Source organism: Enterococcus sp. DIV1283b (genome assembly GCF_051710965.1).
In the GTDB taxonomy this organism is placed as follows: Bacteria; Bacillota; Bacilli; order Lactobacillales; family Enterococcaceae; genus Enterococcus_B; species Enterococcus_B lactis.
Genome location: NZ_JBIOLR010000001.1, coordinates 892,157 through 918,635, shown reverse-complemented (window position 1 = coordinate 918,635; position 26,479 = coordinate 892,157). Strand labels below are relative to the sequence as shown.

Genomic DNA, 26,479 nt, shown 5'->3' with positions numbered 1-26,479 from the left:
TCTTGTCAAAAAATGTCTTTTTTAAGCTGTGCAACATAAATCCGTTTACAAATCATTTTCAAAAAAGTTATAATTTACGTAAAAAAACAAGAAGAAGGTATCTACATGTTATTACGTGAAAAAATTAAAGAAATCTCCTTTTCTCCTTCAGAAAATGAAGTGATTCAGTTTCTCTTAAGCGATTCTCTAGCACTTGGCGAAATGACCATCCAAGAGATCGCTGAGCGATGTTATGTCCACCCGTCCACACTTATCCGTGTAGCAAAAAAAATGGGTTTTGATGGCTGGGTCAGTTTTCGTAATGCTTTTTTAGCTGAAACAGCCTATCTTGAAGGGAATTTTCAAGACGTAGATGCGAATCTTCCTTTTTCCACCACAGACGGTATTATGACGATCGCAAATAAAATGGCTTCTTTAGAACAGATGACGATTCAAGATACACTTTCTCTCATTCATCATGACCAACTGCAAAAAGCCAAACAACTAATGCTTCAAGCAAAAAAAATCGTGATTTTCGCCAGTAACTCGAATACTTTGATTTCTCAAGATTTCATGCTGAAAATGAAGCGCATCAAAATGGATGTCACGATTGTCACCACTTTTGGTGAATCGTTCTATGAAGCGTACAATTGCACGAGTGATATGTGCGGGATTCTGATTTCTTATACGGGTGAAAACAATGTGATCCTTCGTACCGCAGAAATATTGAAACAAAATCATGTGCCAATTTTAGCTTTGACCAGTATCGGTGATTCAACTCTATCCTCAATGAGTACAGCCGCTTTGCGACTTACGACACGCGAGCGACTGTATTCAAAAATTGGTAATTTTACGATCAATACATCGATTTGTTATCTTCTAGACGTGTTATATAGTTGTGTTTTTGCAGAAAATTATCAACAGAATTTAGTCCATCTAATCTCTGTAGGACAAAAATTTGATAAACGCCCTATCAGCTCAGCCATCATGAAAGAGCCTTTCAATTTTGAAAATAAAGAAGTGGAATAAAAAGAATAGTTAAGCCTAGTCCATTCTTTCACCTAACCGTTCAGGTCAGTGCGGTGATAAGCGCATCGTCTGGCCCGACCGTCTCCCCTTGATTTTCCAAAATATCCAAATAATCCGTGTAATTGGTGACGATCACAGGTGTTTCTAAACTGTATCCTTCCTCTTCGATTTTCTTTTTGTCGAAGCGGAGCAACAGATCGCCTTGTTTCACTCTTTCTCCTTGCTGCACCAAGCTTTCAAAATATTTCCCTTCCAACTGAACAGTATCCAATCCGACATGAATCAGCAATTCCAGACCTGTTTCAGAAACCATTCCAATTGCATGTTTCGTCGGGAACAGGGTCATGACTGTTCCGTCAAAAGGGGCACGTACTTCTCCTTTTTCAGGGTAGATCAAGATTCCTCGACCTAGTGTTCCTTGTGCAAAAGCTGCATCCTTTGCTGCATTCAGTGGAGCGATTTGTCCTTGTATCGGTGTTTTTACAATTTCTTTACCTGATTTTTTCTGTATAGCATCTGTTTCATCTGCTTCATCCTTCCAAAAGAAAAAAGTCAGCGAAAACCCGATTACCGAAGCAATAGCAATGCCGATAAACGCTTGAAACATACCACTGGCGTCTGTTTCCGTGATGTAGTTTACCACCCCAAAAATCCCTAATCCGCCCATTGTGTAGCTGATTGTTCCAGATGCTATCAAATAGATTCCTGAAATGGCACCACCAATCATCGAGTAAATAAATGGCTTCTTCTTCGGTAAGGTGATTCCATAAATGGCTGGTTCTGTTACGCCGAAGATTCCTGAAATCACAGCTGGCATGCAAAGCGCCTTCATTTTTTGATCCTTGAACTTGAAATACATCGCCAATACCACTGCAGTCTGTGCAAAACTCGCACCATAAACGCCTACTAACATCTGACTCCACCCGTTTTGCGCTAGCTGCATAATCGCAAGAGGGATAATACTCCAATGAAGTCCGAAAATCACCAGTACTTGCCAAAGAAATCCTAGAACTGCACCATACACAGCTGGAGAAAAGTCCATCAATGCTTGGAATCCCGTGCTTAATAGATCTGTCAGTATACTGACAATCGGGCCGATAATCAAAAAGCCAGCAGGAAGTGCGATTAATAACACAGAAAAAGGAACCAAAAAGGTCTGGACGACCGCAGGAATCCATTTCTTAGCAATTTTTTGGACTTGTCCGGCAAATGCGATAATGAAGATAACAGGTACGACGCTACTGGTATAACTGCTGCCCACCCATGGGATACCCAAAAATGTTTCATAAGCCGGAAGACCCAGCAAGCTATAAGGGGCAGGACTGCCATCAGAGAAACCACTTTGTAGTGCTGCTCCTTGTACAGTCGGGTAACAAAGTGCTGCACCAATCACAATCCCCACCATCGGATTCAGATGAAATTTTTTCGCTGCTGTGTACCCCAAGATCACTGGCATGAAATAAAAAATTGCATCCCCTATCCCATTCAGCATGATGTACGTACCCGATCCTTCAGTATAAAATTTGAGAAACAAGAACAAAGCATTTAATCCTTTGACCATTCCCGCTGCAGCCAAAGCACCTAAAAAAGGTTGGAAACAGCCACTTAATATGTCGATTAATCGATTGAACAGGTTACTACTTGAAGAAACCTCTTCTTCTGCTTCATCGGAAATCCCTGCTGCTGTCAGTACTTCTGCATAGACATCTGGCACGTGATTCCCGATGACAACTTGATATTGCCCGCCGCTTTTCATGATGGTAACTATCCCTTCCATCTTTTTCAAAACATCATCCTTTGCTTTATTTTCCTCCTTTAGTTTGAAACGAAGCCGCGTCACACAGTGTGTCAAGCTACGGATATTTTCTTTTCCTCCGATATTCTTTACGATGTTTTCTGCTAATTCTTGGTATTTTCCCATTTCTATTCCCTCCAATTTATTAGTGGAAGGTTTAGCCAACTGAATGTCACTACCCTTATTTTCATACGTTCTTGTTAATTTATCCTCCTTTTTTTATTTATTTACAACGATTCTCATGCACTAAACGCGCAGTATGGATCGTTAAATACATTTTTTCATCCGTGGACATCTGGTAGTTGAATGCCTCGGCTAAAAAGTCTACTATTTTCTCAACGCAACCAAACGTATCCTTATATTTTTTTTGAATAACTTGGAACAATTCCTCAGAAACTTCTCCATCTTCTGATTTCGCTCCATCTAGGACACGTGTCAGAAAAAAACGCAGGTGTGTGACGAATCGAAAAAAGTGGACTGAATCTTCATCAAATGTAATCTTATAGTAATAGCGGACGATATTTAAAATATCCTGTATTGTTGTGGTAAACAGGTAGGTATTGTCTTGCTGGCTTTGAATGCCTTGTGCATTGACTAAATGCAATGCGATAAATCCGGCTTCGTCTTCTGATAACTTGATGTGGTATTTATCCGAGATTTTCTTCACTGTTTTTTTCCCGATGGCATACTCTTTAGGAAACAGTTGTTTGATATCATACAGCAATACATTTGGTACAAATATTCCCATTTTGTGACGTTCGATAGCCGTATACAAATGATCCGTCAATGCAATATATACAGAATCATTCAAATGGACTTGTAGAGCCTCTTTTGTATATTCAATGATTTCACAAGAAATTTCTAAGTACTCAAGAGGAATCGCTTGTGCCAATTCTTGGAACTGTTGTGAAAGTCCGTCATTTGTCAACTGAAATTTTTTGTCGATGCATGAGTCAAAAATCGGGTCACCCACTTTCTTTTTGAATGCCAAACCTTTTCCCATCACAATCATTTCCTGATTTCTTTCATTCCTGGTTATTACGACGTTGTTATTTAGTACTTTCTCAATCAGCATGTTTTGCTCCTTTCCATGATTATATAGGGCTGTATCCAAAACAAAAAGAAAAACCCAAAAAGCCGTCCATGGAACCATGGGAGACTCATCAGGTTTAGCTTGCATCAGGCAATCACTATCCAAGTTGTATCGTTTTCTTTATATTATCGAAAGCAAACGCTTTTGTCAACGCTTTCTTAGTGGCTATTAGGCACTTCTGACTAGCTGTCGTCGTCTTTTTTAAATCTGGTAACTACGACACTAACGCTCACAGATGAAGAATCTGGGAAGCTCTGTTTTATTTTCACTCTAGCGCTTAGGTCAAAATGCTACTATGCTACTGTCACAACTTCTAATATACGGTGTTCCAGTACCAGCTTATCGGTGATAAGCCAAATTTATGCAAAAATCTGGAAAACCTTTTTTACAAATTTTTTCTTATCACCTAAAGCTGAACGGAGCACTGTCACAACCTCTTTTACACACCACTGCTTTGCAGTTTGTACATATCTGCATACAAACCATTTTGCGCTAGAAGTGTTTCATGATTCCCACGCTCTACTATATGACCTTTGTCTAAAACTAAAATCAATTCTGCATCCCGAATCGTGGACAGCCGATGGGCAATCGCAATCGTTGTCCGTCCTTGTCGCATTTTTGCCAATCCTTCTTGGATCAATCCTTCGGTTTCAGTATCGATATTTGCTGTTGCTTCATCTAATACTAGTATTTTAGGATCTGTCACGATTGTTCGCGCAAAAGTGATCAGCTGTCGTTGTCCACTAGAATAGCTGGCACCGTGTTCGATCACTTTTGAGTGATATCCTTTTGGTAATTCATCGATGAACTTGTTTGCTTGAACAAACTCAGCTGCATGGCGAATCTGTTCGTCTGTGATAGCTGGATTCATCATCCGGATATTTCCTGCAATATCTCCATAAAACAAGAAGGCATCTTGCAAGACCAATCCCATTTTCTTACGTAACTCTTCCATTGGATATTCTCGAATATCATGATCATCAATCAAGATCTGGCCTTCATAAAATTCGTAAAACCGCATCAATACGTTGATGATCGAGCTTTTTCCGCTTCCGGTGTGCCCCACTAATGCAACGGTCTCTCCCGGATTAGCGACAAAAGAGATATTGTTCAATACATTGTGCTCTCCATCATAAGAAAAGCTTACATTGCGAAACTCGATCTTACCTGAAGTAATCGCTTGATCTGCTCCAGGATTTTGTTGCGGTGCATATTCTTCTGTATCCATGATTTTCAAAATACGACTACCGGCAACCATTCCATCTGTAAAGGTGCTCAAAAAGTCCATCATTTGAGACATTGGATTAAAAAATCCCTGGACATAGGTCGTAAATGCATAGATCAGTCCAACTTCTACGGGAGAATGCAACGCATCGATCCCAAACAAAGTCAACGCCAACGCAATCGCCAATGCATATAGAAAATTGATGATCGGACTTAACAGAATCGAATTCGTTTTGATCATCGCATAGCGCGTGTCTAAATACTCGTTGTTCACTTGTTCAAATTCTTTAGCTAAACGAGCTTCTTGGCGAAACTGTTGGATAATACGCATGCCGGAAATCGATTCATTCAATTTCGTATTCAGCTGACTTAATTTTTCCCGCATATTCCGGTAAATACGAGAACTGAATTTCTGGTAATACCAGATGACGATTCCTAAAATCGGTAAGAACACCAAAGTCCACAAGGCAATTTCTCCATTGATTTGAAACATGGCAATGAAAGAAGAAACGACTGCAAAGATCCCAGTCAATACCATCAAAAAGACATACCAAAATTCAAATAGCGTTTCTGTGTCATTCGTCACTCGAGAAACGGTCGATCCTGCCGGTGTCTGATCAAAATAACGCATACCTAGTGTATGCAGCTTTTCAAATAATCTTACCCTAACATACTGATAGGTCTTCAATGAAGCCATGGAATACAAATACCATTGAAAAAACCAAATGATACTTTTGACTATGACTCCAAACAAGTACATACCAGCAAAAAACAAAATAACTTGTGTCGTAGCCGACTGTTTAGCCAGATGATCATCCATAAAAGTTTGGATGATCCTTGGCAATAGGACATTGATCACAGACAGAGCAAACGCAAATAAGATAGCAACGATAAACGTTCTTCTAAAAGGTTTGGCGAACTTCATCAGTCGTTTGATGATCTTCTTCTGTTCTTTAAGTGGAATCGATTTTGTCCATTCCGATTGATAATTTTCATCCATCAGGCCTCGCCTCCTTCTATCTTCGCTTCTAATTGCTGTTTCTCCCACATTCGTTCATACCAGCCGCCTAGTGCAAGCAGCTCATGATGGGTTCCTCGTTCAATGATTTTCCCTTGGTCGACAACAATGATTTCTTTTGCATGCATCACGCTGCTTAAACGGTGAGCTGCAATGATGGTTGTTTTCTCTTTTCTTATTTCTTTTAAATTATGCAAGATAGCTTCTTCTGTTTTGGCATCTACTGCAGAAAGTGCATCATCTAAGATCAGCAATTCAGGATTTTTGATCAATGCTCGAGCAATCGAAATCCTTTGTTTCTGTCCGCCAGATAAAGAGACTCCACGTTCTCCAACTAAGGTATCATAACCTTTTGGCAATTCCTTGATTTCATTGTTGATAAATGCTAAAGAAGCCGCATGCTCTACTTCTTCTTCTGAAAGTTTTGGATTAGAAAAACGGATATTATCTCGAATGGTCATCGAAAACAAGAAGTGATCCTGAGGCACATAGCCGATTGATCCTAATAAAGCATTCAATGAATATTCTTTGATCGAACGTCCGCCAAATTGGATTTTCCCTTGATAATCATCGTATTCACGCATCAGTAATTTGATGATCGTCGTTTTTCCCGCACCAGTTTTCCCAACAATACCTAATGTTTCTCCTTCTTGGATCGCAAATTTGATTTGTTCTAATGCTGGTGATTCTTCTTTCGGATAGTTAAAAGAGGAAATAGCTACATTCAGCTCGCCTTTTGCCGGGGTCTGCACTGCACCCAGTTGTTCCACGATATGCGTCTTTTCATGCAAAAGTTCATTGACGCGATCATAAGAAGCATTTCCTCTTTCCAATACGTTGAACAATCGACCAATCGCAAACATCGGCCATACAAGCATACCGATATAGCTAATAAATGAGACCATCTGCCCGATTGAGATCGTGCCTTCCAAGACATACTTTCCACCTAAAATAATTGTTGCAACATAAGACAGACCGATAATCAAGGTAATGAATGGATCAAATAAGGAGTCTAAAAAATTGACTCGTTTGTTTTTAATAATTGCATCTTCAATCTTTTCTTCAAAATCCGCGAGATCTTCTTTTTCTTGTCCAAATGTTTTAATGACTTTGATCCCAGTGATACTTTCTTGTGTCTTATCATTGATACTAGAAAAAGCTTCTTGCGAATCACGAAAAGCATCGTGGAGTTTTGACCCCAGCACTCGTGAAGTAACGGCTAGCAAAGGCAGAGGAATCAGCGCAATCAGTGTTAAGCGCCAATCAATAAACAAAATCATCGCAATGATCGTTGTTCCTCCCGTAATCACTGAATCTGCAAAGGTCAAGATACCAGCTCCTGCTACATTCTGGATTGCATTTAAATCATTCGTTGCATGAGCCATCAAATCTCCAGTCCGATATTTTTGGTAAAAGAGATTGTCCATTTCTGTAAAATGTTTGAATAGCTGCTGCCGAAGTTCTTTCTCCAACCGAGCTGCACTTCCCCAAATATTCGTCCGCCAGATATAACGAAAAAGATATTGTAAGAAAGCTGCAATGATCAATAGTAAGATCCACCCAAAAATGATCTTTATTGATAAATTTTTATCGGCGATCTCATCAATGATGATCCCAATCACTTTTGGAGGAACTAACTGTACCAAGGCCACTGCGAATAGGGAGAAAATCCCAATTAAATAATGTTTCTTTTCCTGTCGAAAAAACCAACCTAATTTTCTAAAAATCGACATTTTACTCCTCCTTTGTCTTTATCAAGAGCATAGGATTGTCTGTGCTTGTCTTTTTTGCTGAATAGTCTGAATAGTCTAACAAATTACGAAATAAAAAACGGACTGAAAAAATCAGCCCGCAAAAAGTCTTTGGGTCAGAACCTATTTTTTCCCTTGGTTCTTCATTTGCTGCATCATCTGGCGAATTTTCTTCTCAGATGGTTTTTGCCCCATTGACATCATCATTGATCGCAACATGTCCTCATTAACGGGAGGATTTTTTTCTAAATAGTCTTTCATATATTTACGCGCTAGGAAAAAGCCACCTACTGCGCCGATTAGCAAAGCAATAATAGCAATAAGTACGACAATACCTGTTGATACCATATAAATCTCTCCTTTCTATTTCCGAATTGCTCTCAATGATTTATTTTACTAAAGTTTATTGAAAAAAGAAAGGCGTATTCTTTAGTTTCATGCAAAAAATAGTGGTTTTTTTAGAGAAGAACAAAATTTCTTTCATTAACTAGCAAGACACGCCACGAAAAAAAATTAGGCATACCGAATCTTTTTCTTTAATTTTTTCTTTCTGAGGTGTAGAATGTAATCGTAGATAAATAGGAAAGGTGGTTTTTTCTTGAATAATCAATCCAACAAACAATTTCATAAGCATCGACTTATTGAACATACAAATGGTTTATCTTTAGCTGAAGTAAATGGAACAGTGGATGTACCAAAGGGAAAAAGTTTTTTTAAAACACTTCTTGCTTACTCTGGACCTGGTGCATTAGTAGCAGTTGGTTATATGGACCCAGGTAACTGGTCCACTTCGATCACTGGTGGACAAAATTTCCAATATTTATTGATGTCAGTTATTTTGATGTCTAGTCTGATTGCTATGCTTTTACAGTATATGGCAGCAAAATTAGGAATCGTGACCCAAATGGATTTGGCCCAAGCAATCCGAGCTCGGACAAGTAAGACATTGGGTGTCATTTTATGGATCTTGACTGAATTAGCCATTATGGCAACAGACATCGCAGAAGTCATTGGTGCAGCAATCGCCCTCTACTTACTTTTTGATATTCCATTGGTAATTGCCGTATTTATCACTGTGTTAGATGTTTTTGTCCTTTTATTGCTGACAAAAGTCGGATTTCGTAAAATCGAAGCTTTGGTTGTCTGCTTGATTTTCGTCATTTTATTCGTTTTCGTCTATCAAGTTGGCTTATCTAACCCTGATTGGCACAGTTTGTTTGCCGGTTTTATTCCTAACAGTCATACATTCTCAGACTCACCGGTCATCGGCGGCGAAACTCCGCTGACTGGAGCTTTAGGGATTATTGGTGCAACAGTCATGCCGCATAACTTATATCTTCATTCAGCAGTTTCTCAAACTCGGAAGATTGATCACCAAGACGAAGAAGATGTAGCACAAGCGGTACGCTTTTCTACTTGGGATTCTAATATCCAGTTGTCAATGGCTTTTCTAGTCAATGCACTACTATTGATCATGGGTGTCGCTGTATTCAAAACCGGTTCTGTCCAAGATCCTTCCTTTTTTGGTCTGTATGAAGCTTTATCTGATCCATCAGCTATGAGCAATGGTATCTTGATTGCTGTAGCAAAATCTGGTATCTTATCCACTTTATTTGCTGTAGCACTTCTTGCTTCTGGCCAGAACTCTACTATTACTGGTACGTTGACCGGTCAAGTCATCATGGAAGGCTTCATCCATATGCGTATCCCGATTTGGCTAAGAAGACTGGTCACACGATTGCTCTCTGTGATTCCTGTATTGATTTGTGTTTTGTTTACAAGTACAAAAGGAACAATCGAAGAACATACCGCTTTGAATAACTTGATGAATGAATCCCAAGTTTTTCTGGCTTTTGCATTGCCATTCTCGATGATTCCTTTACTGATGATGACCAATAGCCAAGCGGAGATGGGGAGCCGATTCAAAAATTCATTTGTTGTAAAACTTCTTGGCTGGTTCTCTGTGATTAGTCTGACTTACTTGAACTTACGAGGATTACCAGGTCAAATCGAAAGTTTCTTCGGCGAGCAAGCCACCTCAGCTCAACTAGCATTGGCTGATCAAATCGCTTATGTAATCATTGTTCTTGTCCTTCTCCTGTTGGCATGGACGATTGGTGATTTATATAAAGGAAACAAAAAATATGCACAGCGTTTGCAAGAAACGATAGAAGAAATCGAATAAAAACTGATTTTTTCACACAAAGACCCTTGATAGTTAGGTTAAAAATCTAGCTACCAAGGGTCTTTTTATTTAGAAGATAAAGCTTTTTTCAGATTCAATTTACTGAAAACTAGCATGCTTGTTACTACGATGAATTGCGTTAATGGCACGCCTGCGCCAGTGTAGACACTTAAAAAATAATCCTTTTTTTCTGGCGCATAAGAACAAAACCACGAGACACCGAAAAGAAAAACCAGTTGTGTGAGTATTAATCCGATGACTACAATCAAAGAGGAACTATAATAGGCACGATCAGCTTTTGCAAATATGGTTCCTAGTATCATAAGTAATATCCCTGCTATTGAAGCAATCAGCACGGGAATGGCCAGAACTTGGTAAATTTTTATCATGACATTCGCGACTTTTGCTGTTTTTGTCAACTGGAAATCAGGTGTTCTCGGATCACTGCTATCGATCCAATTATCCATTAGTGGAAGATTCAATAATTCTTGTGCCTGTTCGACTTGTTCTTGTGTCCCGAAACTATAATTTCCCCCTTGATGGAAATCTTTGTATCGCCATGCATAGGCATATCCTGATTTCAGAAAATCAAATACGATTGGCAGATCATTCATCGTTTTTCCATCCCCTGATCCCATCAGATAGAATTCTTTTTTCTTTTTGATAGTTCCCTTTTGATAGGCTTCTTCTAATTCTTGATTGACTTTTTTCCAAAAATCATTGGTTTCTTTTGCATTGTTTTGGTAATAACCAGATTCGCTTACCACATCTCGCAATGCCCAAAAAATGATATCTCCTGGTAATTCTTTTACTTTTCCACCTTGGGTCCACGCATGAGTCGTATACAATTCGTCAATACGAGTAGAAACAGTATGAAATGTAGGAGATGCGTCTAATGCTTTATTTAATGCAGCATGCGAGACCCATATCTCACTGTTTTCTTTATTTAAGTTCGTTTCGTCATCTATTCGGATCAGCTGTTTCATCAAACGTCCAAATTCGCCACTCGAACGGTCATTGATAGTGGCAATACCATATGTTGTCTCGTTTTTATATTCGATCCACTGATAGACGATGGAGAAACCGACTAGAGGGAGTAAAAACAATGAAAGTTTCAGCCATTCTTGTTTCGAAAGGAGAAATGGTCGTTCTTTTAACTTCTTTGCTTCTTTGAAAGAAAAGTCTTGTCCTAGCAAGATCTGAACGAAACTGATGCCTAACGCGACTACAGTAAAAGGAAGAAGCCAGATGGAATCTTCGCGAATGAACCAAAAGAAAGGAAAAGAAACAGCTAGCCCTAAAAACCACGGCAGCAATTTTTTGCTGGAACTATATTTACGGTAATAAATAGCTAGTAAACAAGCGATAATGATCTCAACAGCCGGAATCACGAGAGCATTACGATACGTTCGAGTGGAATATTCATGTGTAAAACTAATCGGAGAAAACAAAAAATAAAAATAGATACTTAAAAGAAGATACTTGTTCTTCACGATCGGTTTAAACGCTAGTGCAACCAATATACTGGCAAGAATACTGAACATGCCGAACAAAACTGCATAAGAAAGATGCAGTTTATGTGCAAGTACTAAAAACAAGCTGTAGGAGATCCCTTTTGAAAGTGTCGTAGTCGTGTACTCCCCTAGCCATTTACCATCCAAAATATTTTGAGCATAGTGAATCAGCAGCTGATCATCATAGGTCGCCGACATATCTGTTCCATAGATTGCTTTACTATATAAATACAAACGAATAATTGTAAATAATACGGCTATGCCAAGAATAAAGTATGTATGTTTCTTTTTTAATTGGTTGATCAAGGGTTTTAAAGTGTTCAGCATCTTTTCGTCCTTTCAATCACGTTTTGCTACTTGCTTGTGAATCTTTTCGTTTTTTGCTTTTCTATCAGTATACCCTGTTTGTCTGAATTTAAAAAGAGGGGGTAGAAGAAGCATGATGAAAACGACTGCAAAAAGCACTCCTTTGTTTCTTAAACAAAAAAGGACAAGGCAGACTGCCCAATCCTTTTTTGTTGCTGTCAGATAGAAAACTTAAAGTGTGACTTCTTCTGCTAATAACTCAGGGAACACTTCGGGATCGAATGCTTGCGCTTTGAACATGGCAATTTCTTTTCCATATGGTGCGTAAGCTTTCTTTTTATCTTTGCCGACATATGGGGTTTCTAAGATTTTCGAAATGTTGTCAAACATTGGATCATGGACAATCTTGTTCAATGTGTCAAATCCAATTGTTCCAAAACCGATATTGGCATGCCGATCTTTATGAGAACCTTGTGGATTTTTAGAATCATTGATATGGAGTACTTTAAGCCGATCTAATCCGATGACCTTATCAAACTCTTCCATTACACCTGAAAAATCTTCTTTTATATTATATCCGGCATCATTCGTATGACATGTATCAAAAGTAACGGATAATTTTTCATTCAATTTTACTCCATCGATGATTTGCGCTAGTTCCTCAAATGTTCGACCGATTTCCGTACCTTTCCCTGCCATCGTCTCCAAAGCAATCTGTGCCGTCTGTTCTTTTGTCAAAACTTCATTCAAACCCTCAATAATTCTAGCAATCCCAGCTTCTGCCCCTGCTCCTACATGAGCGCCTGGGTGAAGGGTGATTTGAGTAGCACCTAAAGCTTCCGCACGAACAATCTCTTCTCTCAGAAATTGTACAGCAAATGGAAACATTTCTGGTTTGATCGTATTTCCCAAATTAATGATATAAGGCGCATGAACGACGATATTTGTTAGTCCGTTTTCTGCCATAAATGCTTTTCCGGCATCAATATTCATCTCTTCGATAGCTTTTCTTCTAGTATTTTGAGGAGCACCTGTATAGATCATAAAGGTCGAAGATCCGTAACTGGCTGCTTCTTCTGCCGCGCCTAACAGCATTTTCTTTCCGCTCATGCTGACGTGTGAGCCTAATAACATGGATGGATTCCTCCTTGAAAGGTAATTGTTTCGAACAATTCCTATATATTGGTAAGATGATGTACAAAGAAAATGGTTTGTTTTTCTTTGCCCTGTTCTCCATAGTAACTGAAACTTTCTCTAAAGAAAAGCTTAAGAACTCTTTCATAAAAAAGATCATTTTCTCACGTTTTATCTCATTCGAAAAAGAAATTCCTGTCAAAAACAGCCTTGCCTGTTTTTTTGTCCTATTATTTGCTATAATTAGCGAAATAAAACCATTAGTTGAGGTGACCCTTTTGCCACGCAAAAATACTCGAAAAAAACAGAATAGAAGAAAAAAAGAAAAATGGTTTGTTCCTAAGATTATTTTTAGAGTCTTTCAATCATTGACTGTTTTTATTACTGTTCTTCTTTTGTTGTTCGCAGCTCTAGGTATCGGAATAGGTGCTGGCTACTTTGCCTATCTTGTCGAAGATACACAATTGCCGACTAAAAAAGAACTGCAGACAGAACTAGGAAACATTACGGAAACGTCAAAGATTGTTTATGCAGATAATACAGAGATATCAAAAATCCAGACAGATCTGATGCGGACGACTATTTCATCTGATAAGATTTCGCCTTTATTGAAAACCGCGATTATCAGTACAGAAGATGAATACTTCGATAAACACCAAGGCTACGTCCCTAAAGCTGTTTTACGAGCATTAGTTTCAGAAGCTACTGGCATCGGCTCGTCTGGAGGATCCACTTTGACACAGCAATTAGTCAAACAGCAGATCCTAACAGATGAAACAACATTCAAACGTAAAGCAAACGAGATCGTTCTTTCTGCACAAGTGGAAAAACACTTTTCAAAAGATGAGATTATTGCTACGTATTTGAATGTCTCGCCATTTGGTCGGAACAATAAGGGGCAAAATATTGCTGGAGTCCAGGAAGCTGCAAGAGGAATCTTTGGTGTAGATGCAAAAGACGTGACTTTGCCACAAGCTGCTTATATCGCTGGTTTGCCTCAAAGCCCTATCACGTATAGTCCATACACGAATACAGGCGCGCTAAAAGAAGATCTTTCTGCCGGTCTTGCCAGAAAAGATTTTGTTTTATTCAGTATGTACCGTGAAGGACAAATAACGAAAGAACAATACGAAGAAGCGAAAGCCTATGATCTTACAAAAGACTTTCTCCCACAACAAATCGCGGAACAGACTGACAGAGAATTCTTGTATTATACCGTGATGAACGAAGCAACAAGGATTATTGCACAACAATTGGCAGAAAAAGATAATGCTGATATGTCAGATTCATCGGTCAGTGAAGCTTATTATCAAAAAGCACAGCAAACGATCCAAAACAAAGGATATACGATCCATTCGACGATCGATAAAGATATCTATGCTGCATTGCAAACCGGCGTAGAAAATTACGGTTATATGTTAGATGATGGTGCTGGTAGCCAAGTGGAGACTGGAAATGTATTGATGGACAATAGGACCGGACGTATCTATGGATTCGTGGGTGGCCGGAATTACAGCCAGAATCAAAATAACCACGCCTTTGATACAGAACGTCAAGCTGGTTCATCCATCAAACCGGTTCTTGTTTACGGTCCTGCAATCGATATGGGACTTGTCGGATCAGAATCCCGTGTATCAGATTATGCAACGACTTGGCAAGAAGGAGAAAATGCTGGTGAGAAAATCGTCAATGCGACCAATGAAGGGTCGAACACCTTCCAAACCGTCCGTGAGTCACTGGAATGGTCCAACAATATTCCAGCTTATCACTTATACCAAGACGTATTGAATTCCGGTGGATCGAAACAATATGCTTACGAGCACTATTTGGCGAAGATGAACTACCCAGCAAATGATAATTGGGGCGTTGAATCTGCTCCTTTAGGGACAGTAGATGTAACGACACTTCAACAGACAAATGGATTCCAGGCCTTAGCAAATGGTGGAGTCTATGAAGAAGGCTATATCATTGATTCCATCACAGATAATGCAGGTAATGTGATTTATAAACATGAAAGTAATTCTGTCCGTATTTATTCCGAAGCAACGGCATCGATCATGAATGACATGATGCGTAGTGTGATCAATGAAAAAATCACTACACCATTCAAAGATGTCATCACAAGTTTAAACGGAAATCTAGGAAAAGCAGATTGGGTCGGAAAAACTGGTTCTACCAATGAATACCGAGATTCATGGCTGATCGTCTCTACTCCGTCTATCACTATCAGTAGCTGGGCAGGACACGATGACAATACTGGAATGGACAGCCAAGCAAGGATACGTTCGGCTAATTATCTTGCCAATCTAATCAATCAAGCTTACCAAGCAAACCCTGAGATTTTCGGCACTGATGAGAAATTTGACTTATCATCTGATGTGATGAAGAAAAAAGTATCTGGGTTTACAGGACAAACAGCTGGAAAAGTTACTGTCAATAAAAAAACTATCCAAACGCCAGGAAAAACAGTTGAATCACTTTGGGCGAAAAATGGTCCGAAGAAAAGCGCCTTTAAATTCGGCGTTGGCGGTACTGATGAAAACTATACAGATTACTGGAACACCGCTTCAGCTTATGCTAGAGCGAATCCAGAGACCAAAGAATCAGACGATAAAGATGATTGATCTAATAGATTAATCAGAAATAAAGGGAGCTGCGACAAAAATCTTGTCGCAGCTCCCTTTTTCCGAATAAACGGTGTTCAAAAGCTTACATCTACAATAATAAGTCAAATTTATACAAAAATGTGAAAAGCCATTTTCACAAAATTTTTCTATATAACTTTACTAACGAAACTGTTTTAATTCCTTTTCTTGTCTTTGGAATAATTCGGTTAGTTTTTCTGCAAATTGTCCTTTTACTGATTCTTTCAAGTGTGCATGTCGGTTAGAAAATTCTTGAGCAGCTTCTTCTGCAGTCATTTGGTGGTTTTGATCTGTCAATCGTTTTTCTGCCCAAATTTGCTGAGATACCCCCATCCCAACTGAACGTACATTTGATCGATGTAGATTTTTCTCTAATTCTTTTAGTAATTGCATTAAAAATTCATTCATAAGATGATTTCTCCATAGTTATTTGTCTGATTTTTTGACGATAGGAACGTTCTAGTTCGTCTTGCTGCTGATAGAGTTTTCGTCGTTCTACTTGTAGGGCTTGTTGATAATGCTCCTGATAATTCGAATAACTTCGTCTTGCTTGAAACAGAGGATCATTATCTAAAGCTAAGTTATTTAATACATGATGCAGTCGCTGCTCCTCTTGCTCCATCAATCGTAATCCTTGATTCTTAAAGTGGATCAATTCATCTTCTTGAGCTTCTAATTGTCTTCGTTCACTTCGATAATCTCTTTCCAATTCTTCTAGTTTCATCTACTTCTCCTTTAATTGAATTGCTGTGCTAATTCTCGATCTCGTGCCACGATTTCATTGATTTTGTCTTGGATCTCCTTCGCCAATGTATCAAAGGCCTCTCCCATACGTCTTGCCTTATTGATTCGCAACAGATAGACTTCTTTCGCAGAATCGACTAAGTTTTCTTTTGTGGCGCCCACACTAGTTAATGCTTCTATGATTTCCTGTTCAGTCAACGAAGGGGCGACAAAACGTGCTTGTCGCAAGCCTTCTAGCCATTTTTTCTCTAGCTCAAAAATTCCTCTTTGATTGATGCGGATAACTTCTTCCATAGCGCGTTTCATTTTTGCCGATAACTTTTCCACTACTAACCTAGCTTGTGTGTCATCTAAGTAAATTTGTTCATTAACTGTCAGCCGGCCGCCACTTAATCGTAGTTTTTTACGTATGTTGTTCAGTTCTTGCAACTGATAGGAAAACAACTGGGTCGCTTGGTTTTCTTTCTGTTGTTTTCGAGCTTTAACATTGTTTTCATTTTCAGGAATAATCAGCTTTCCCTTTTCATTGAACTTCCAAAAAGTTAAACTGTGGGAAGCAAGCAGATTCAAGAATTCTGTTTCCATACTGATCCGAACTTCAGCACCTGTGCCATTACCACCAAAATTACCGATAAAATCGGCGTGATTTCGGTAATTGGTGAGCATACCGGGATTTTCTTCCACCCATTTTTTTGCTTCTGGTGATAAGAGATCAAACGGGTCCGGCCCGTTGAAGCCGACATTTTTCCATTGTTTCTCTGCTGCTACATATAATGCTAAGAATCCACCTAATGAATGGCCGGTAGTAGAAATAGCAGCTTCTCCATATTCCTTTTTTACTTCATTAGCAAATGCAATCGCTGAATTGATTTGCCCCGCTGTTTTCAATCCACTAACGGATAAAATCTTGTTTGTTGTTGCTTTTTCAGAAAAACTTGCTCCTGGTCTATTCCCATAGAGATTCATGATACTCCTTGCATCCGTTTCCAAATCTTTCCAATCACTTAAGTTCGTTCCTGCAAAAGCAATCACTACTTGAGAAATATCCACTTTACCGTTCTTGATTGGCGCTACAGCCATCGCCTGCATGCCGTCCAATGAGTCTTTGATTTTTAGGATTTTAAATTCAACCCCCGCAAAATCCCACTCACTATTAATTTTTAAATCAGGCTCATATTTTGAATGTCTAGGATCTAGCCAATAAACCTTGTCACTTAACTCCCGATAGAATTCTTCAGTTATAGTCAAACTAGTTCCTCCTCTTTATTTGTATAAGTAACTTTTACTTTTTCTTTAGTGATTCCCTTTTTTTGTATATTTCTATTTTCTATACTATAACTCCCGATTTTGTTTTGCTCTTTCCAAAACGTATATGAGAAAGATACTGTTTCGTTATTAATAGTTATTAGCGTTATATGCATTCCATAAGAACCAGTTTTTTCATTTTTTCCTGCTTCGTTAATCTTCACTTCCTTGATATCCGCAAAAGTATTTTTCAGAACTTTGACTGACTGTTTTTCTACTGCGAGTAAATCTTTCTGTCTTTGTGCTTCTCTTTTGTCCATGTAAAATTTCCCTCCGATCCCTAATATGACGATTAAAAAAATAGCTAAGCTGAGTTTTCTTATTTTCCGTGACAAGAACGTGCCTCCTTTCTTTTTATGTAAGTATTGACACCTTCATTATTTAAGTACGCGAAAGTTTGCAGGAATTTTTTTATTTTTGAAATTTTTATTCTCCAATTTGCTATGGACGATTGGTGCTACAGCCATCGCCTGCATGCCGTCTAATGAGTCTTTGATTTTTAGGATTTGGAATTTTGTATTGCCGATTTTTTTTATTCCCCCTTCCTTATAAGTTTTGCTGTATTGTGGATGTTTAGGATCTATCCAATAAACATGTTCACTTATATATCTATACTCTTCGTCTTTTACTGTCACACTTCCTCCGCCTCTCCATTAGAATAAATAACTCTTATTTTAGGAGTAGTAACCCCTTCGTTTTGTATTTCTTCATTTTCTACGCCATAACTGCTAATTTCATTCATTTGTTTTGAAAAAAAATAATCAAAATAAACAGATTTCCCTTCATTATTTGTCATTGTCACAAGTGCACCATAACTTCCGGTGACAGGGTTTTTTTTAAATTCTTCTACCTTCACTTCCCTGATATCCGCAAAAGTATTTTTCAAAACTTTGACGGATTGTTTTTCTACTGCGAGTAAATCTTGCTGTTTTTGTACTTCTCTTTTGTCCATGTAAAATTTCCCTCCGATTCCTATAGTAAGAATGGTCAAAATGATGACTATGGTCTTTCGGCTTTTCTTAGGCAAATAGAAGTCTCCTTTCGGGTTAGGTATGATGGATTGTTTCTCCTTTAAGATAAGTACGCAATCGAGCCTGGATTTTTTTGAATTTTTTAGAGTTACTTATCTACTTTTCTACTTTCTTTTTTATCACGTTTTCATTTTAAAGTAATTTTGATAGTAGTGAACAAAATGTAGCATCTACGCACAGATTGTGTCGTATACGATGGACGTAAGGTTTGTTTCCGCCATTCTCTCTTTTTTTAAAGTCACAAAAAAAAGGGGTTATGACAAAATTTTGTCATAACCCCTTTTCTCGAATAAACGTTGTTCCAGAAGTTGACCACTTTTGGAACAACCTTTAAATGATTGATCTTTTATTATTTAGTTGATCCTTTTTCTTCGATTCCATAAGGCAAGATAATCGTTTTTTCTTCGACTTCTTCTTTATTCATCATTTTCGTCAATAGGCGCATGGATACCGCTCCTAAATCGTATAATGGTTGTGTGATACTTGTCAAACGAGGACGAGCTACTTCTGTCAGTAAAGAATTGTTGCTTGTGATGATTTCGAATTCTTCTGGTACTTTTACGCCGCGGTCTAATAAACCATCCAAGATACCAATGGCTAATTCATCGTCTGAAACATAGACAGCTGTTGCACCGCTATTATGAATCCGGTCAACTAGAGACAGACCATCTTTAAAGTTGTATTGTGCCTCAAAGATCAATCCTTCGCTATATGGTAGATTGTTTTCGCTTAATGCTTCTTTATAGCCTTTTAGACGGTTTTGACCATTGATAGGATCAATCAGCGCACCGCTGACAAAAGCAATTTTTTTATTGCCGCTTTTTGCTAATTTATTTACTGCATCTTTTGTTGCTGATACATAATCAATGTTTACGCTCCCTACTTGTTCATCTGGATCAATGGAACCAGCTAGTACAACAGGCGTTTTTGAACGTGAAAATTCTCCACGGATTTCGTCTGTGATATGGTGACCCATAAAGATCACACCGTCCACTTGCTTAGCCAATAAATTATTCAATACATTGACTTCTTTTTGATCGTTACCATCTGAGTTTGCTAAGATGATATTGTATTTGTACATTGTTGCCACATCGTCGATACCACGTGCTAAAGAGGCAAAGAACATATTGCTGACATCAGGAATGATTACGCCAACTGTTGTTGTTTTCTTACTTGCCAAGCCACGTGCGACTGCATTTGGACGATAATCCAAGCGATCGATAACTTCCAAGACTTTTTTTCTTGTTGCTGGTTTGACGTTTGGATTGCCATTTACGACACGTGAAACAGTAGCCATCGAAACATTTGCCTCTCTCGCTACATCATAGATAGTGATTGTTTGCTTTTCCATTTGTGTTCTCCTATTCATATTTTATATGTTTTCTGAAAATACGTCTTACATTTCTAAAATAGGATATCAAATAATCTCAACAATTGCAACCGTTTTATCTCTGTTTTCATGAAAATTTTTACTTTTTTCAGTTTTAAGAACGTTGGTCTTTTAATCAATCAGTGGTACAATTATTGAATACAAAATTAATTTAGAAAGTAGGTTGCCAAATGAATAACGTAAAAATCAATGAACTACGTCAATGGATGGCACAACACCAAGTAGAATTGGCTTATATCAGCGACCCTGGCCACATCGCTTACTTTTCCGGATATGAAAGTGATCCTCACGAGCGTGTACTAGCTCTTTTTATCCCTCTTGAACAAGATCCTTTCCTTTTCACTCCTGCTCTGGAAGTTGAAGATGCTCAAAACAGCAGCTGGGCGTACGATGTACGTGGCTACTTAGACAGCGAAAACCCTTGGGAAATCATCGGAAAAGAGCTTCGCGCACGCTATGGGCAACCTGGTAATGTAGGGATTGAAAAGAATGCTCTGACTGTCGATCGCTTCGATGCTATCTCTGATATCTTGACAGGTACAGATTCTTACACCGATCTAACTTCTATTATCCAGCGCCTGCAACTGATCAAAACGGTAGAAGAAAAAGACAAACTGATCGAAGCTGGTAAATGGGCCGATGTTGCCTTTGAAATTGGCTTCAAAACAGTAAAAGAAGGCGTAACGGAACAAGCAATTATCGCAGAAATCGAATACCAATTAAAAAAACAAGGTGTTTCACAAATGTCTTTCGACACATTAGTCCTTGCAGGAGCAAATGCTGCAAGCCCTCATGGTACACCAGGAAGCACGAAGGTTTCACCAAATGAACTAGTGTTATTCGATCTTGGCGTTGTTTGGAATGGCTATTGCAGTGATGCTACTCGTACAGTGGCTTATAAAAAACCAACAGAATTCCAAGAAAAAATCTACAACATCACTCTTGAAGCACAGCTTGCCGCACAAGAGGCAGTTCGCCCAGGTGTGACAGCAGGTGAACTTGATCAAATCGCACGAAACGTGATCAACAGCTATGGCTACGGCGAATATTTCAATCACCGTTTAGGTCACGGAATCGGGACAACCGTCCACGAATTCCCTTCTCTTGTAGAAGGAAACGACTTAGTGATCGAAGAAGGGATGTGCTTCTCTCTTGAACCAGGAATCTATATTCCTGAAAAAGTAGGGGTACGTATCGAAGATTGTGTGTATGTGACAAGTGATGGTTGTGTGCCATTCACGACTACACCAAAAGAATTACTTGTTTTAGAGTAATGAAAATAAAAAAGGTGAGAGCTGGTCCGCTCTCACCTTTTTATTCTAGAAATGAGTATTCTTAGTGATTGGTAGTCGAATCTGTCATTGTATCTTTCATTTCTTTTTTAGCTTCTTTTGCATCTTCTTTTGCCATTTTCAACATTTCTTTTGTGTCATCTGCAACTGGTTTTGCTTCTGACATTCCTTCATTGACCGTCTCTCCTGCTTTACCTGCAGCATCTTTTACATCGATCATGATATCTTCTGAAGTATCTTTAGCAATACTTCCTAATTCGTCTGCTGGTTTTTTCAGATCTTCTGCTGTTTTTTTGAAACGATTAGATAAATCAGCTGATTGTTCTTTGAGGTTTAACAAGATATCATCTGATTCGCTTCCTGCTTCCTCTGCTGATTCACTTACCTTCTGCTTAACATTGCCTGCTAGATCCCCTGCTTGTTGAGAAAGATCTTGCGCTTTTTCTTTTGCAATCCCTGTTAACTCAGATGATTTTTCTTTTGCCATATCTGTGTAATCTGAAGCCATATCCATCAGATCGTCTGCTTGAGCAGCCAATTCATCCCGAAGTTCTTTACCAGATTTGGGTGCTAACAATAATGCGGCGATTGCTGCGGCTGTACCTCCAACTACTGCACCTAATAAAAATCCACCTTTTTTAGCCATTCTTATTTTCCTCCTGTCGTTTCAGTATGTTTTTTGTTTTTAAAAAATTTCATCGCTGTTCCACCGACTTTTCCGGCAACAGTCGCTTTAGCTGTCGTTTTTCCGATTCCGCCGACTTTCGTCACGATGTTTTTACTAGAATGATTAAGTTCCGATACACTTTCACTTAAATCAGCAACTGCTGTGAACAATGGATCGATCGTTGCGACTTTTCCATTGATATCCAAGAGCAGCTCATTACTTTTGACCAGCAAGCCTTCTACTTGTCTAGATAAAAGATCTACGTCTTGTGTGACGATCTCAATTGTCGTATTTGCTTCTGCGACAGTCTGGTCTACTTTTTCTAAAGTTTTGGAAACTTGCAACAATACGCGAACGATGAAAACGACAAGTATCGCAAAGGCGATTGCTGCGATCAATCCTGCAATTTCTCCTCCTGACATGATCAAACTCCCTTCTTGTCTCTCTTTTCTATAAGGATAGCATTTTCGTGTTTTTTAAACAAATAAAAACGAGCTTCAACTACTTTTTATTCAATTAGCAGCTGAAGCTCGTTAGAAAAAAAGATTATTTTTTCTTTTCTTCTTTGATTTCTGTTATTCCTTTTGGATTATGATCGATCTTGCTTCCTTCTGCTTCTAATGTTTTACCTAAAGACATGATGTATTCACGCAAAGGTGCCCCTACTTCTGGATGTGTCAGACCATATTCAATACTTGTTTTCATAAAACCAAATTTGTCACCAACGTCATAACGTTTACCTGTGAATTTACGGGCAAATACGCGTTGTGTTTTATTCAACGTATCGATTGCGTCAGTTAGTTGGATCTCATTTCCAGCACCTGGTTGTTGTTCTGATAATACATCAAAGATTTCTGGAGTCAATAAGTAACGCCCAATAATAGCTAAATCACTTGGTGCTTTGCTTGGATCTGGTTTTTCAACAAAGTTTTTGACATTGTATAACCCATCTTCCAGTACTTCCCCTGGGTTGATAATTCCGTATTTTGAAGTTTCATCGTGAGGAACTTGCATAACGGCAATGGTAGAAGCGTGTGTACGTTCATAGTCATCGATCAATTGCTGTGTCAATGGTACTTCGTCTTCCATGATATCATCGCCTAGCATAACGACAAACGGTTCATTTCCAATAAAGGCTCTTGCTTGAAGAACGGCGTGTCCTAACCCCTTTGGATGAGATTGACGGATAAAATGCAAATTGACATCTGTCGTTTCTTCTACTAATTTCAATAATTCGGTTTTTCCTTTTTCACTTAGGTTTGTTTCTAATTCGATATTTGAATCAAAGTGATCTTCGATTGGTCGTTTAGCTTTTCCTGTAACGATCAAGATGTCTTCGATTCCTGATTTCAACGCTTCTTCAACGATGAATTGGATCGTTGGTTTGTCCACGATTGGCAACATTTCCTTTGCCATCGCCTTTGTTGCTGGTAAAAATCTTGTTCCTAATCCTGCTGCTGGAATAACTGCTTTTTTTACTTTCATCTACATTCGCTCCTTCAAAAAATTGTTAATGAGAATTCATTTTCTTTTTTCCCATCACGTAACATGATTTCTTTTGCGGCTGTTTTGATTTCTTTTTGCTCATACAGCACTTCATAGATTGTTTGAGTGATGGGCATTTCGATTTCCATCATTTGGGCTAGTTCCATCGCTGCTTGAGTAGTATTCACACCTTCAACAACCATTCCCATATTGGCTAGCACCTCTTCTAGAGGCTGTCCTTGTCCTAACAAGTTGCCTGCGCGCCAGTTTCTGGAATGAACACTTGTGCAAGTAACGACTAGATCGCCTACTCCGCTTAAGCCAATAAAGGTCAGCGGGTTGGCACCCATTGCTACACCTAAACGGCTGATCTCAGCTAATCCGCGCGTCATGATTGCCGCTTTTGCATTATCACCAAACCCTAAGCCGTGAATAGCACCAGCTCCAATGGCAATAATATTTTTCAAAGCTGCCCCCATCTCTACACCAATCACATCAGGGTTGGTATAGATTCGAAAATAATGGTTCATGAACAGCTCTTGTACATATTTTGCTGCTTTTGCATCTGTGCTTGCCGCTGTGATCGTCGTAATGTCATGCTTTGCTACTTCTTCCGCATGGCTTGGACCAGAAAGAACAGCAACAGCTTTTCTTTTTTCTGTCGGGATTTCCTCTAACAAGATTTCAGAGATCCTTTTATGCGTTCCCTGTTCTAATCCCTTACTTGCATGGATAATCACTGGCTTCGTATTCAATTTGGCAACTAGTTCTTTTGCAACAGAACGTATTGCTTTCGTCGGGATAACGAATAGTACCGCATCTGCATCTTTTACTGCATCTTCCATATCGGTGAATGCTCGGATGGAATCGGGTAGATGATGATCTGGTAAATAACGTTGATTGGTGTGTTGGGTGTTGATTTCTTCTACTTGTGAAGCACGATGTCCCCAAATCCGAACGTCATGTCCGTTTTCAGCGAGGACTTGTGCCAAAGCAGTCCCCCAAGAGCCTGGTCCTAAAACCGCTACTCTATAATTCATTTTACCACTCCTGAAATTTTTTTCATTTTTAACGCTCTGAAAATCAAATAATTTGTTGATTTTTTCCTAATGAGCGGTCATAATCCGGTAAATTTCCTTTTTTTCTACGCCAAATAAACAGAATCAATGTGCCGACAAATAAAACAGCAGACAATAATTGAGAAATGCGGATCACACCTAAAAAGTAAAGGCTGTCTGTGCGTAATCCTTCGATAAAGAAACGTCCGAAACTATACCACATTAGATAACATAAAAGGACTTCTCCTTTTTTCAAAAGATGTGGTTTCTTCCGCAAAACCAAAAGCAGAATAAATCCAATCAAACTCCAAAGCGATTCATAAAGAAAGGTTGGTTGTCGATAGATCCCTTCGATATACATGTTATCAATGATGAATTGCGGTAAATGCAGACTTTCTAAGAAACTTCGAGTCGTGTCTGGACCATACGCTTCGTGGTTCATGAAATTTCCCCATCGTCCGATTGCCTGCGCCAGTAATACACTTGGTGCAGCAATATCTAAAAAGGTCCACAAAGAAATAAAATGATATTTGGTAAAAAAGTACAGTGTGATTGCACCTGCAATCAATCCCCCGTAAATCGCTAATCCTCCTGAACGGATATTGAATATTTGGATTGGATCAGCTATATATTGGGGAAGATCGAATAAAACATAATACAGGCGGGCACCAATAATGGAAATCGGCAATCCCCACAACATAAAATCTGTCACGTCATCTGCTTTTAATCCTACCCGAACAGCTTCTCTGCTGCTGAGCCACATGGCAATAATGATTCCTGATACGATAATCAATGCATACCAGTAGATAGGAATTCCTACAAGCTCAAAAGCAACTCGATTGATTTGTGCTAACATATTGTCACTCCTTGCTAGTCATTGCCTGAGTTTTCTTCAATCAAGCGACTTAATCTTTCTTCAAATGTTTTCGTTGCGTCAAAGCCCATTGTACGTGCGCGGAAATTCATCGCGGCTACTTCAATGATGATTGCAACGTTTCGTCCTGTTTTGACAGGGATTTTTATTTGTGGAATGCCCACTTCCGCGATTTCAACGGTCGTGTCTTCAGAGCCCAAACGGTCGTATTTCTTATCTTTCGCCCATGCTTCTAGATAAACAGCTAACTGGACTTGCATAGAGCCTCGTACCGCACTCGCACCGAAAAGATTCATTACATCAATGATCCCGATTCCTCGAATTTCAATCAGATGTTCCAGGATTTTAGGAGGTTCTCCGATTACCGTCAGTTCATCTTGCTGATAGACATCTACTCGATCGTCTGCAATCAATCGATGTCCGCGCTTAATCAGTTCCAACGCCGTTTCACTTTTCCCGATCCCACTGTCACCTTGAATTAGTACACCTAATCCGTAGACATCGACTAACACACCGTGGACACTTGTTCGAGGGGCTAAGCGCCCATCTAAATAACTAGATAATTCACCTAGTAGCCGGGATGTTGAGATGGGCGAACGCAGCACAGCTATCCCATTTTCATTGGCTGCTTGGATCATTTCTTCCGGAGCCGGCAATCCTCTTGAAATAATAAATGCGGGCATATCTTCACTACATAATCTTCTCATGATGATCAAACGCTCTTCTGGGATCATCCGTTCCGCAAAACTGATTTCTTTACTGCCAAATAGCTGTAAACGATTATGGGAATAATAATTAAAATAACCGGTCAACTCTAGTCCTGGGCGTGAGATGTCCCCAGTCACGATGACGCGGTCTAAACTTTTCTCGTCGCCTGTGACGATTTCTAAAGATAATTTTTTTACTAATTGGCTAACTTTTACAACTTCTGACATTCATGCTACCTCATTTCTATTAGAG

The 26,479-nt window shown here is 39.0% G+C and carries 24 protein-coding genes; 4 read left to right on the top strand and 20 right to left on the bottom strand.

Annotation, left to right across the window (positions count from 1 at the left end):
* Nucleotides 1-105: 105 nt before the first annotated feature.
* Nucleotides 106-1,008, top strand: coding sequence for a MurR/RpiR family transcriptional regulator (locus tag IGJ53_RS04380; protein ID WP_010732166.1), 903 nt, complete (start codon nt 106-108; stop codon nt 1,006-1,008).
* 40 nt (nt 1,009-1,048) lie between these two features.
* Here the strand turns inward: IGJ53_RS04380 and IGJ53_RS04375 are convergent, their stop codons facing one another.
* The 5 genes from IGJ53_RS04375 to IGJ53_RS04355 all read right to left on the bottom strand — a co-directional run bounded on the left by IGJ53_RS04375 (nt 1,049) and on the right by IGJ53_RS04355 (nt 8,237).
* Entirely contained in the window at nt 1,049-2,929 is a 1,881-nt protein-coding gene (locus IGJ53_RS04375; RefSeq protein ID WP_438749645.1) for a beta-glucoside-specific PTS transporter subunit IIABC, read from the bottom strand.
* Nucleotides 2,930-3,026: 97 nt separating this feature from the next.
* Nucleotides 3,027-3,878 carry a BglG family transcription antiterminator LicT gene (licT, locus tag IGJ53_RS04370; protein ID WP_010732164.1) on the bottom strand — a complete coding sequence of 284 codons (852 nt, stop codon included), beginning with the start codon at nt 3,876-3,878 and terminating at the stop codon, nt 3,027-3,029.
* A gap of 457 nt (nt 3,879-4,335) precedes the next feature.
* Nucleotides 4,336-6,120 (bottom strand): ABC transporter ATP-binding protein, encoded by a 1,785-nt coding sequence (locus IGJ53_RS04365; protein WP_002400515.1) that lies wholly within the window; start codon nt 6,118-6,120, stop codon nt 4,336-4,338.
* The gene (locus IGJ53_RS04360; protein ID WP_010732163.1) at nt 6,120-7,871 is read right to left on the bottom strand and encodes an ABC transporter ATP-binding protein; all 1,752 of its coding nucleotides are present in this window, start codon (nt 7,869-7,871) and stop codon (nt 6,120-6,122) included. Before IGJ53_RS04360 ends, IGJ53_RS04365 begins: the two co-directional genes overlap by 1 nt.
* Nucleotides 7,872-8,012: 141 nt before the next feature.
* The gene (locus IGJ53_RS04355; protein WP_002291670.1) at nt 8,013-8,237 is read right to left on the bottom strand and encodes a YneF family protein; all 225 of its coding nucleotides are present in this window, start codon (nt 8,235-8,237) and stop codon (nt 8,013-8,015) included.
* 250 nt (nt 8,238-8,487) lie between these two features.
* Between IGJ53_RS04355 and IGJ53_RS04350 the strand changes: the two genes are divergently transcribed.
* Nucleotides 8,488-10,074, top strand: coding sequence for an Nramp family divalent metal transporter (locus IGJ53_RS04350; RefSeq protein ID WP_002400516.1), 1,587 nt, complete (start codon nt 8,488-8,490; stop codon nt 10,072-10,074).
* A 65-nt stretch (nt 10,075-10,139) separates the two neighbouring features.
* Here IGJ53_RS04350 and IGJ53_RS04345 read toward each other — a convergent pair whose 3' ends face one another.
* Together IGJ53_RS04345 and IGJ53_RS04340 are read right to left on the bottom strand one after the other, a co-directional pair.
* Nucleotides 10,140-11,915 (bottom strand): hypothetical protein, encoded by a 1,776-nt coding sequence (locus IGJ53_RS04345; RefSeq protein ID WP_010732162.1) that lies wholly within the window; start codon nt 11,913-11,915, stop codon nt 10,140-10,142.
* A 210-nt stretch (nt 11,916-12,125) separates the two neighbouring features.
* A complete protein-coding gene (locus IGJ53_RS04340) occupies nt 12,126-13,028 on the bottom strand; it encodes a deoxyribonuclease IV (RefSeq protein ID WP_002335980.1) in 903 nt (300 codons plus the stop codon).
* A gap of 278 nt (nt 13,029-13,306) precedes the next feature.
* On the opposite strand from IGJ53_RS04340, the gene IGJ53_RS04335 reads away from it, so the two are divergent.
* Complete coding sequence (locus tag IGJ53_RS04335; RefSeq protein ID WP_259741681.1) at nt 13,307-15,652, top strand: penicillin-binding protein; 2,346 nt, start codon at nt 13,307-13,309, stop codon at nt 15,650-15,652.
* A gap of 162 nt (nt 15,653-15,814) precedes the next feature.
* Here IGJ53_RS04335 and IGJ53_RS04330 read toward each other — a convergent pair whose 3' ends face one another.
* From IGJ53_RS04330 to ccpA, 7 genes are all read right to left on the bottom strand, one after another.
* Nucleotides 15,815-16,081, bottom strand: coding sequence for a hypothetical protein (locus IGJ53_RS04330; RefSeq protein WP_010732160.1), 267 nt, complete (start codon nt 16,079-16,081; stop codon nt 15,815-15,817).
* A complete protein-coding gene (locus IGJ53_RS04325) occupies nt 16,074-16,397 on the bottom strand; it encodes a hypothetical protein (protein ID WP_259741680.1) in 324 nt (107 codons plus the stop codon). Before IGJ53_RS04325 ends, IGJ53_RS04330 begins: the two co-directional genes overlap by 8 nt.
* A gap of 11 nt (nt 16,398-16,408) precedes the next feature.
* Nucleotides 16,409-17,665 carry a lipase gene (locus IGJ53_RS04320; protein WP_259741679.1) on the bottom strand — a complete coding sequence of 419 codons (1,257 nt, stop codon included), beginning with the start codon at nt 17,663-17,665 and terminating at the stop codon, nt 16,409-16,411.
* Nucleotides 17,662-18,057, bottom strand: a complete 396-nt coding sequence (locus IGJ53_RS04315) for a hypothetical protein (RefSeq protein ID WP_010732158.1) — start codon at nt 18,055-18,057, stop codon at nt 17,662-17,664. Before IGJ53_RS04315 ends, IGJ53_RS04320 begins: the two co-directional genes overlap by 4 nt.
* 42 nt (nt 18,058-18,099) lie before the next feature.
* Complete coding sequence (locus IGJ53_RS04310; RefSeq protein WP_259741678.1) at nt 18,100-18,357, bottom strand: hypothetical protein; 258 nt, start codon at nt 18,355-18,357, stop codon at nt 18,100-18,102.
* Nucleotides 18,354-18,749, bottom strand: coding sequence for a hypothetical protein (locus tag IGJ53_RS04305; RefSeq protein ID WP_259741677.1), 396 nt, complete (start codon nt 18,747-18,749; stop codon nt 18,354-18,356). The genes IGJ53_RS04310 and IGJ53_RS04305 overlap by 4 nt, the downstream gene beginning before the upstream one ends.
* Before the next feature lie 353 nt (nt 18,750-19,102).
* Nucleotides 19,103-20,104 (bottom strand): catabolite control protein A, encoded by a 1,002-nt coding sequence (gene ccpA / locus IGJ53_RS04300; RefSeq protein ID WP_002291653.1) that lies wholly within the window; start codon nt 20,102-20,104, stop codon nt 19,103-19,105.
* A gap of 209 nt (nt 20,105-20,313) precedes the next feature.
* Here ccpA and IGJ53_RS04295 point away from each other — a divergent pair, with 209 nt between their 5' ends.
* Nucleotides 20,314-21,417, top strand: coding sequence for an aminopeptidase P family protein (locus IGJ53_RS04295; RefSeq protein ID WP_149558185.1), 1,104 nt, complete (start codon nt 20,314-20,316; stop codon nt 21,415-21,417).
* Nucleotides 21,418-21,478: 61 nt separating this feature from the next.
* Here IGJ53_RS04295 and IGJ53_RS04290 read toward each other — a convergent pair whose 3' ends face one another.
* The 6 genes from IGJ53_RS04290 to hprK form a co-directional block, all read right to left on the bottom strand.
* Nucleotides 21,479-22,081 (bottom strand): YtxH domain-containing protein, encoded by a 603-nt coding sequence (locus IGJ53_RS04290; RefSeq protein WP_002400529.1) that lies wholly within the window; start codon nt 22,079-22,081, stop codon nt 21,479-21,481.
* A gap of 2 nt (nt 22,082-22,083) precedes the next feature.
* Nucleotides 22,084-22,524 carry a DUF948 domain-containing protein gene (locus tag IGJ53_RS04285; RefSeq protein ID WP_002308608.1) on the bottom strand — a complete coding sequence of 147 codons (441 nt, stop codon included), beginning with the start codon at nt 22,522-22,524 and terminating at the stop codon, nt 22,084-22,086.
* A gap of 124 nt (nt 22,525-22,648) precedes the next feature.
* Entirely contained in the window at nt 22,649-23,587 is a 939-nt protein-coding gene (gene galU, locus IGJ53_RS04280) for a UTP--glucose-1-phosphate uridylyltransferase GalU (protein ID WP_002291647.1), read from the bottom strand.
* 14 nt (nt 23,588-23,601) lie between these two features.
* Entirely contained in the window at nt 23,602-24,627 is a 1,026-nt protein-coding gene (locus IGJ53_RS04275; RefSeq protein WP_002340896.1) for an NAD(P)H-dependent glycerol-3-phosphate dehydrogenase, read from the bottom strand.
* Between the two features lie 43 nt (nt 24,628-24,670).
* Complete coding sequence (gene lgt, locus IGJ53_RS04270; RefSeq protein ID WP_002308605.1) at nt 24,671-25,501, bottom strand: prolipoprotein diacylglyceryl transferase; 831 nt, start codon at nt 25,499-25,501, stop codon at nt 24,671-24,673.
* A 14-nt stretch (nt 25,502-25,515) separates the two neighbouring features.
* Nucleotides 25,516-26,454 (bottom strand): HPr(Ser) kinase/phosphatase, encoded by a 939-nt coding sequence (gene hprK / locus IGJ53_RS04265; RefSeq protein ID WP_002289568.1) that lies wholly within the window; start codon nt 26,452-26,454, stop codon nt 25,516-25,518.
* Nucleotides 26,455-26,479 lie beyond the last annotated feature (25 nt).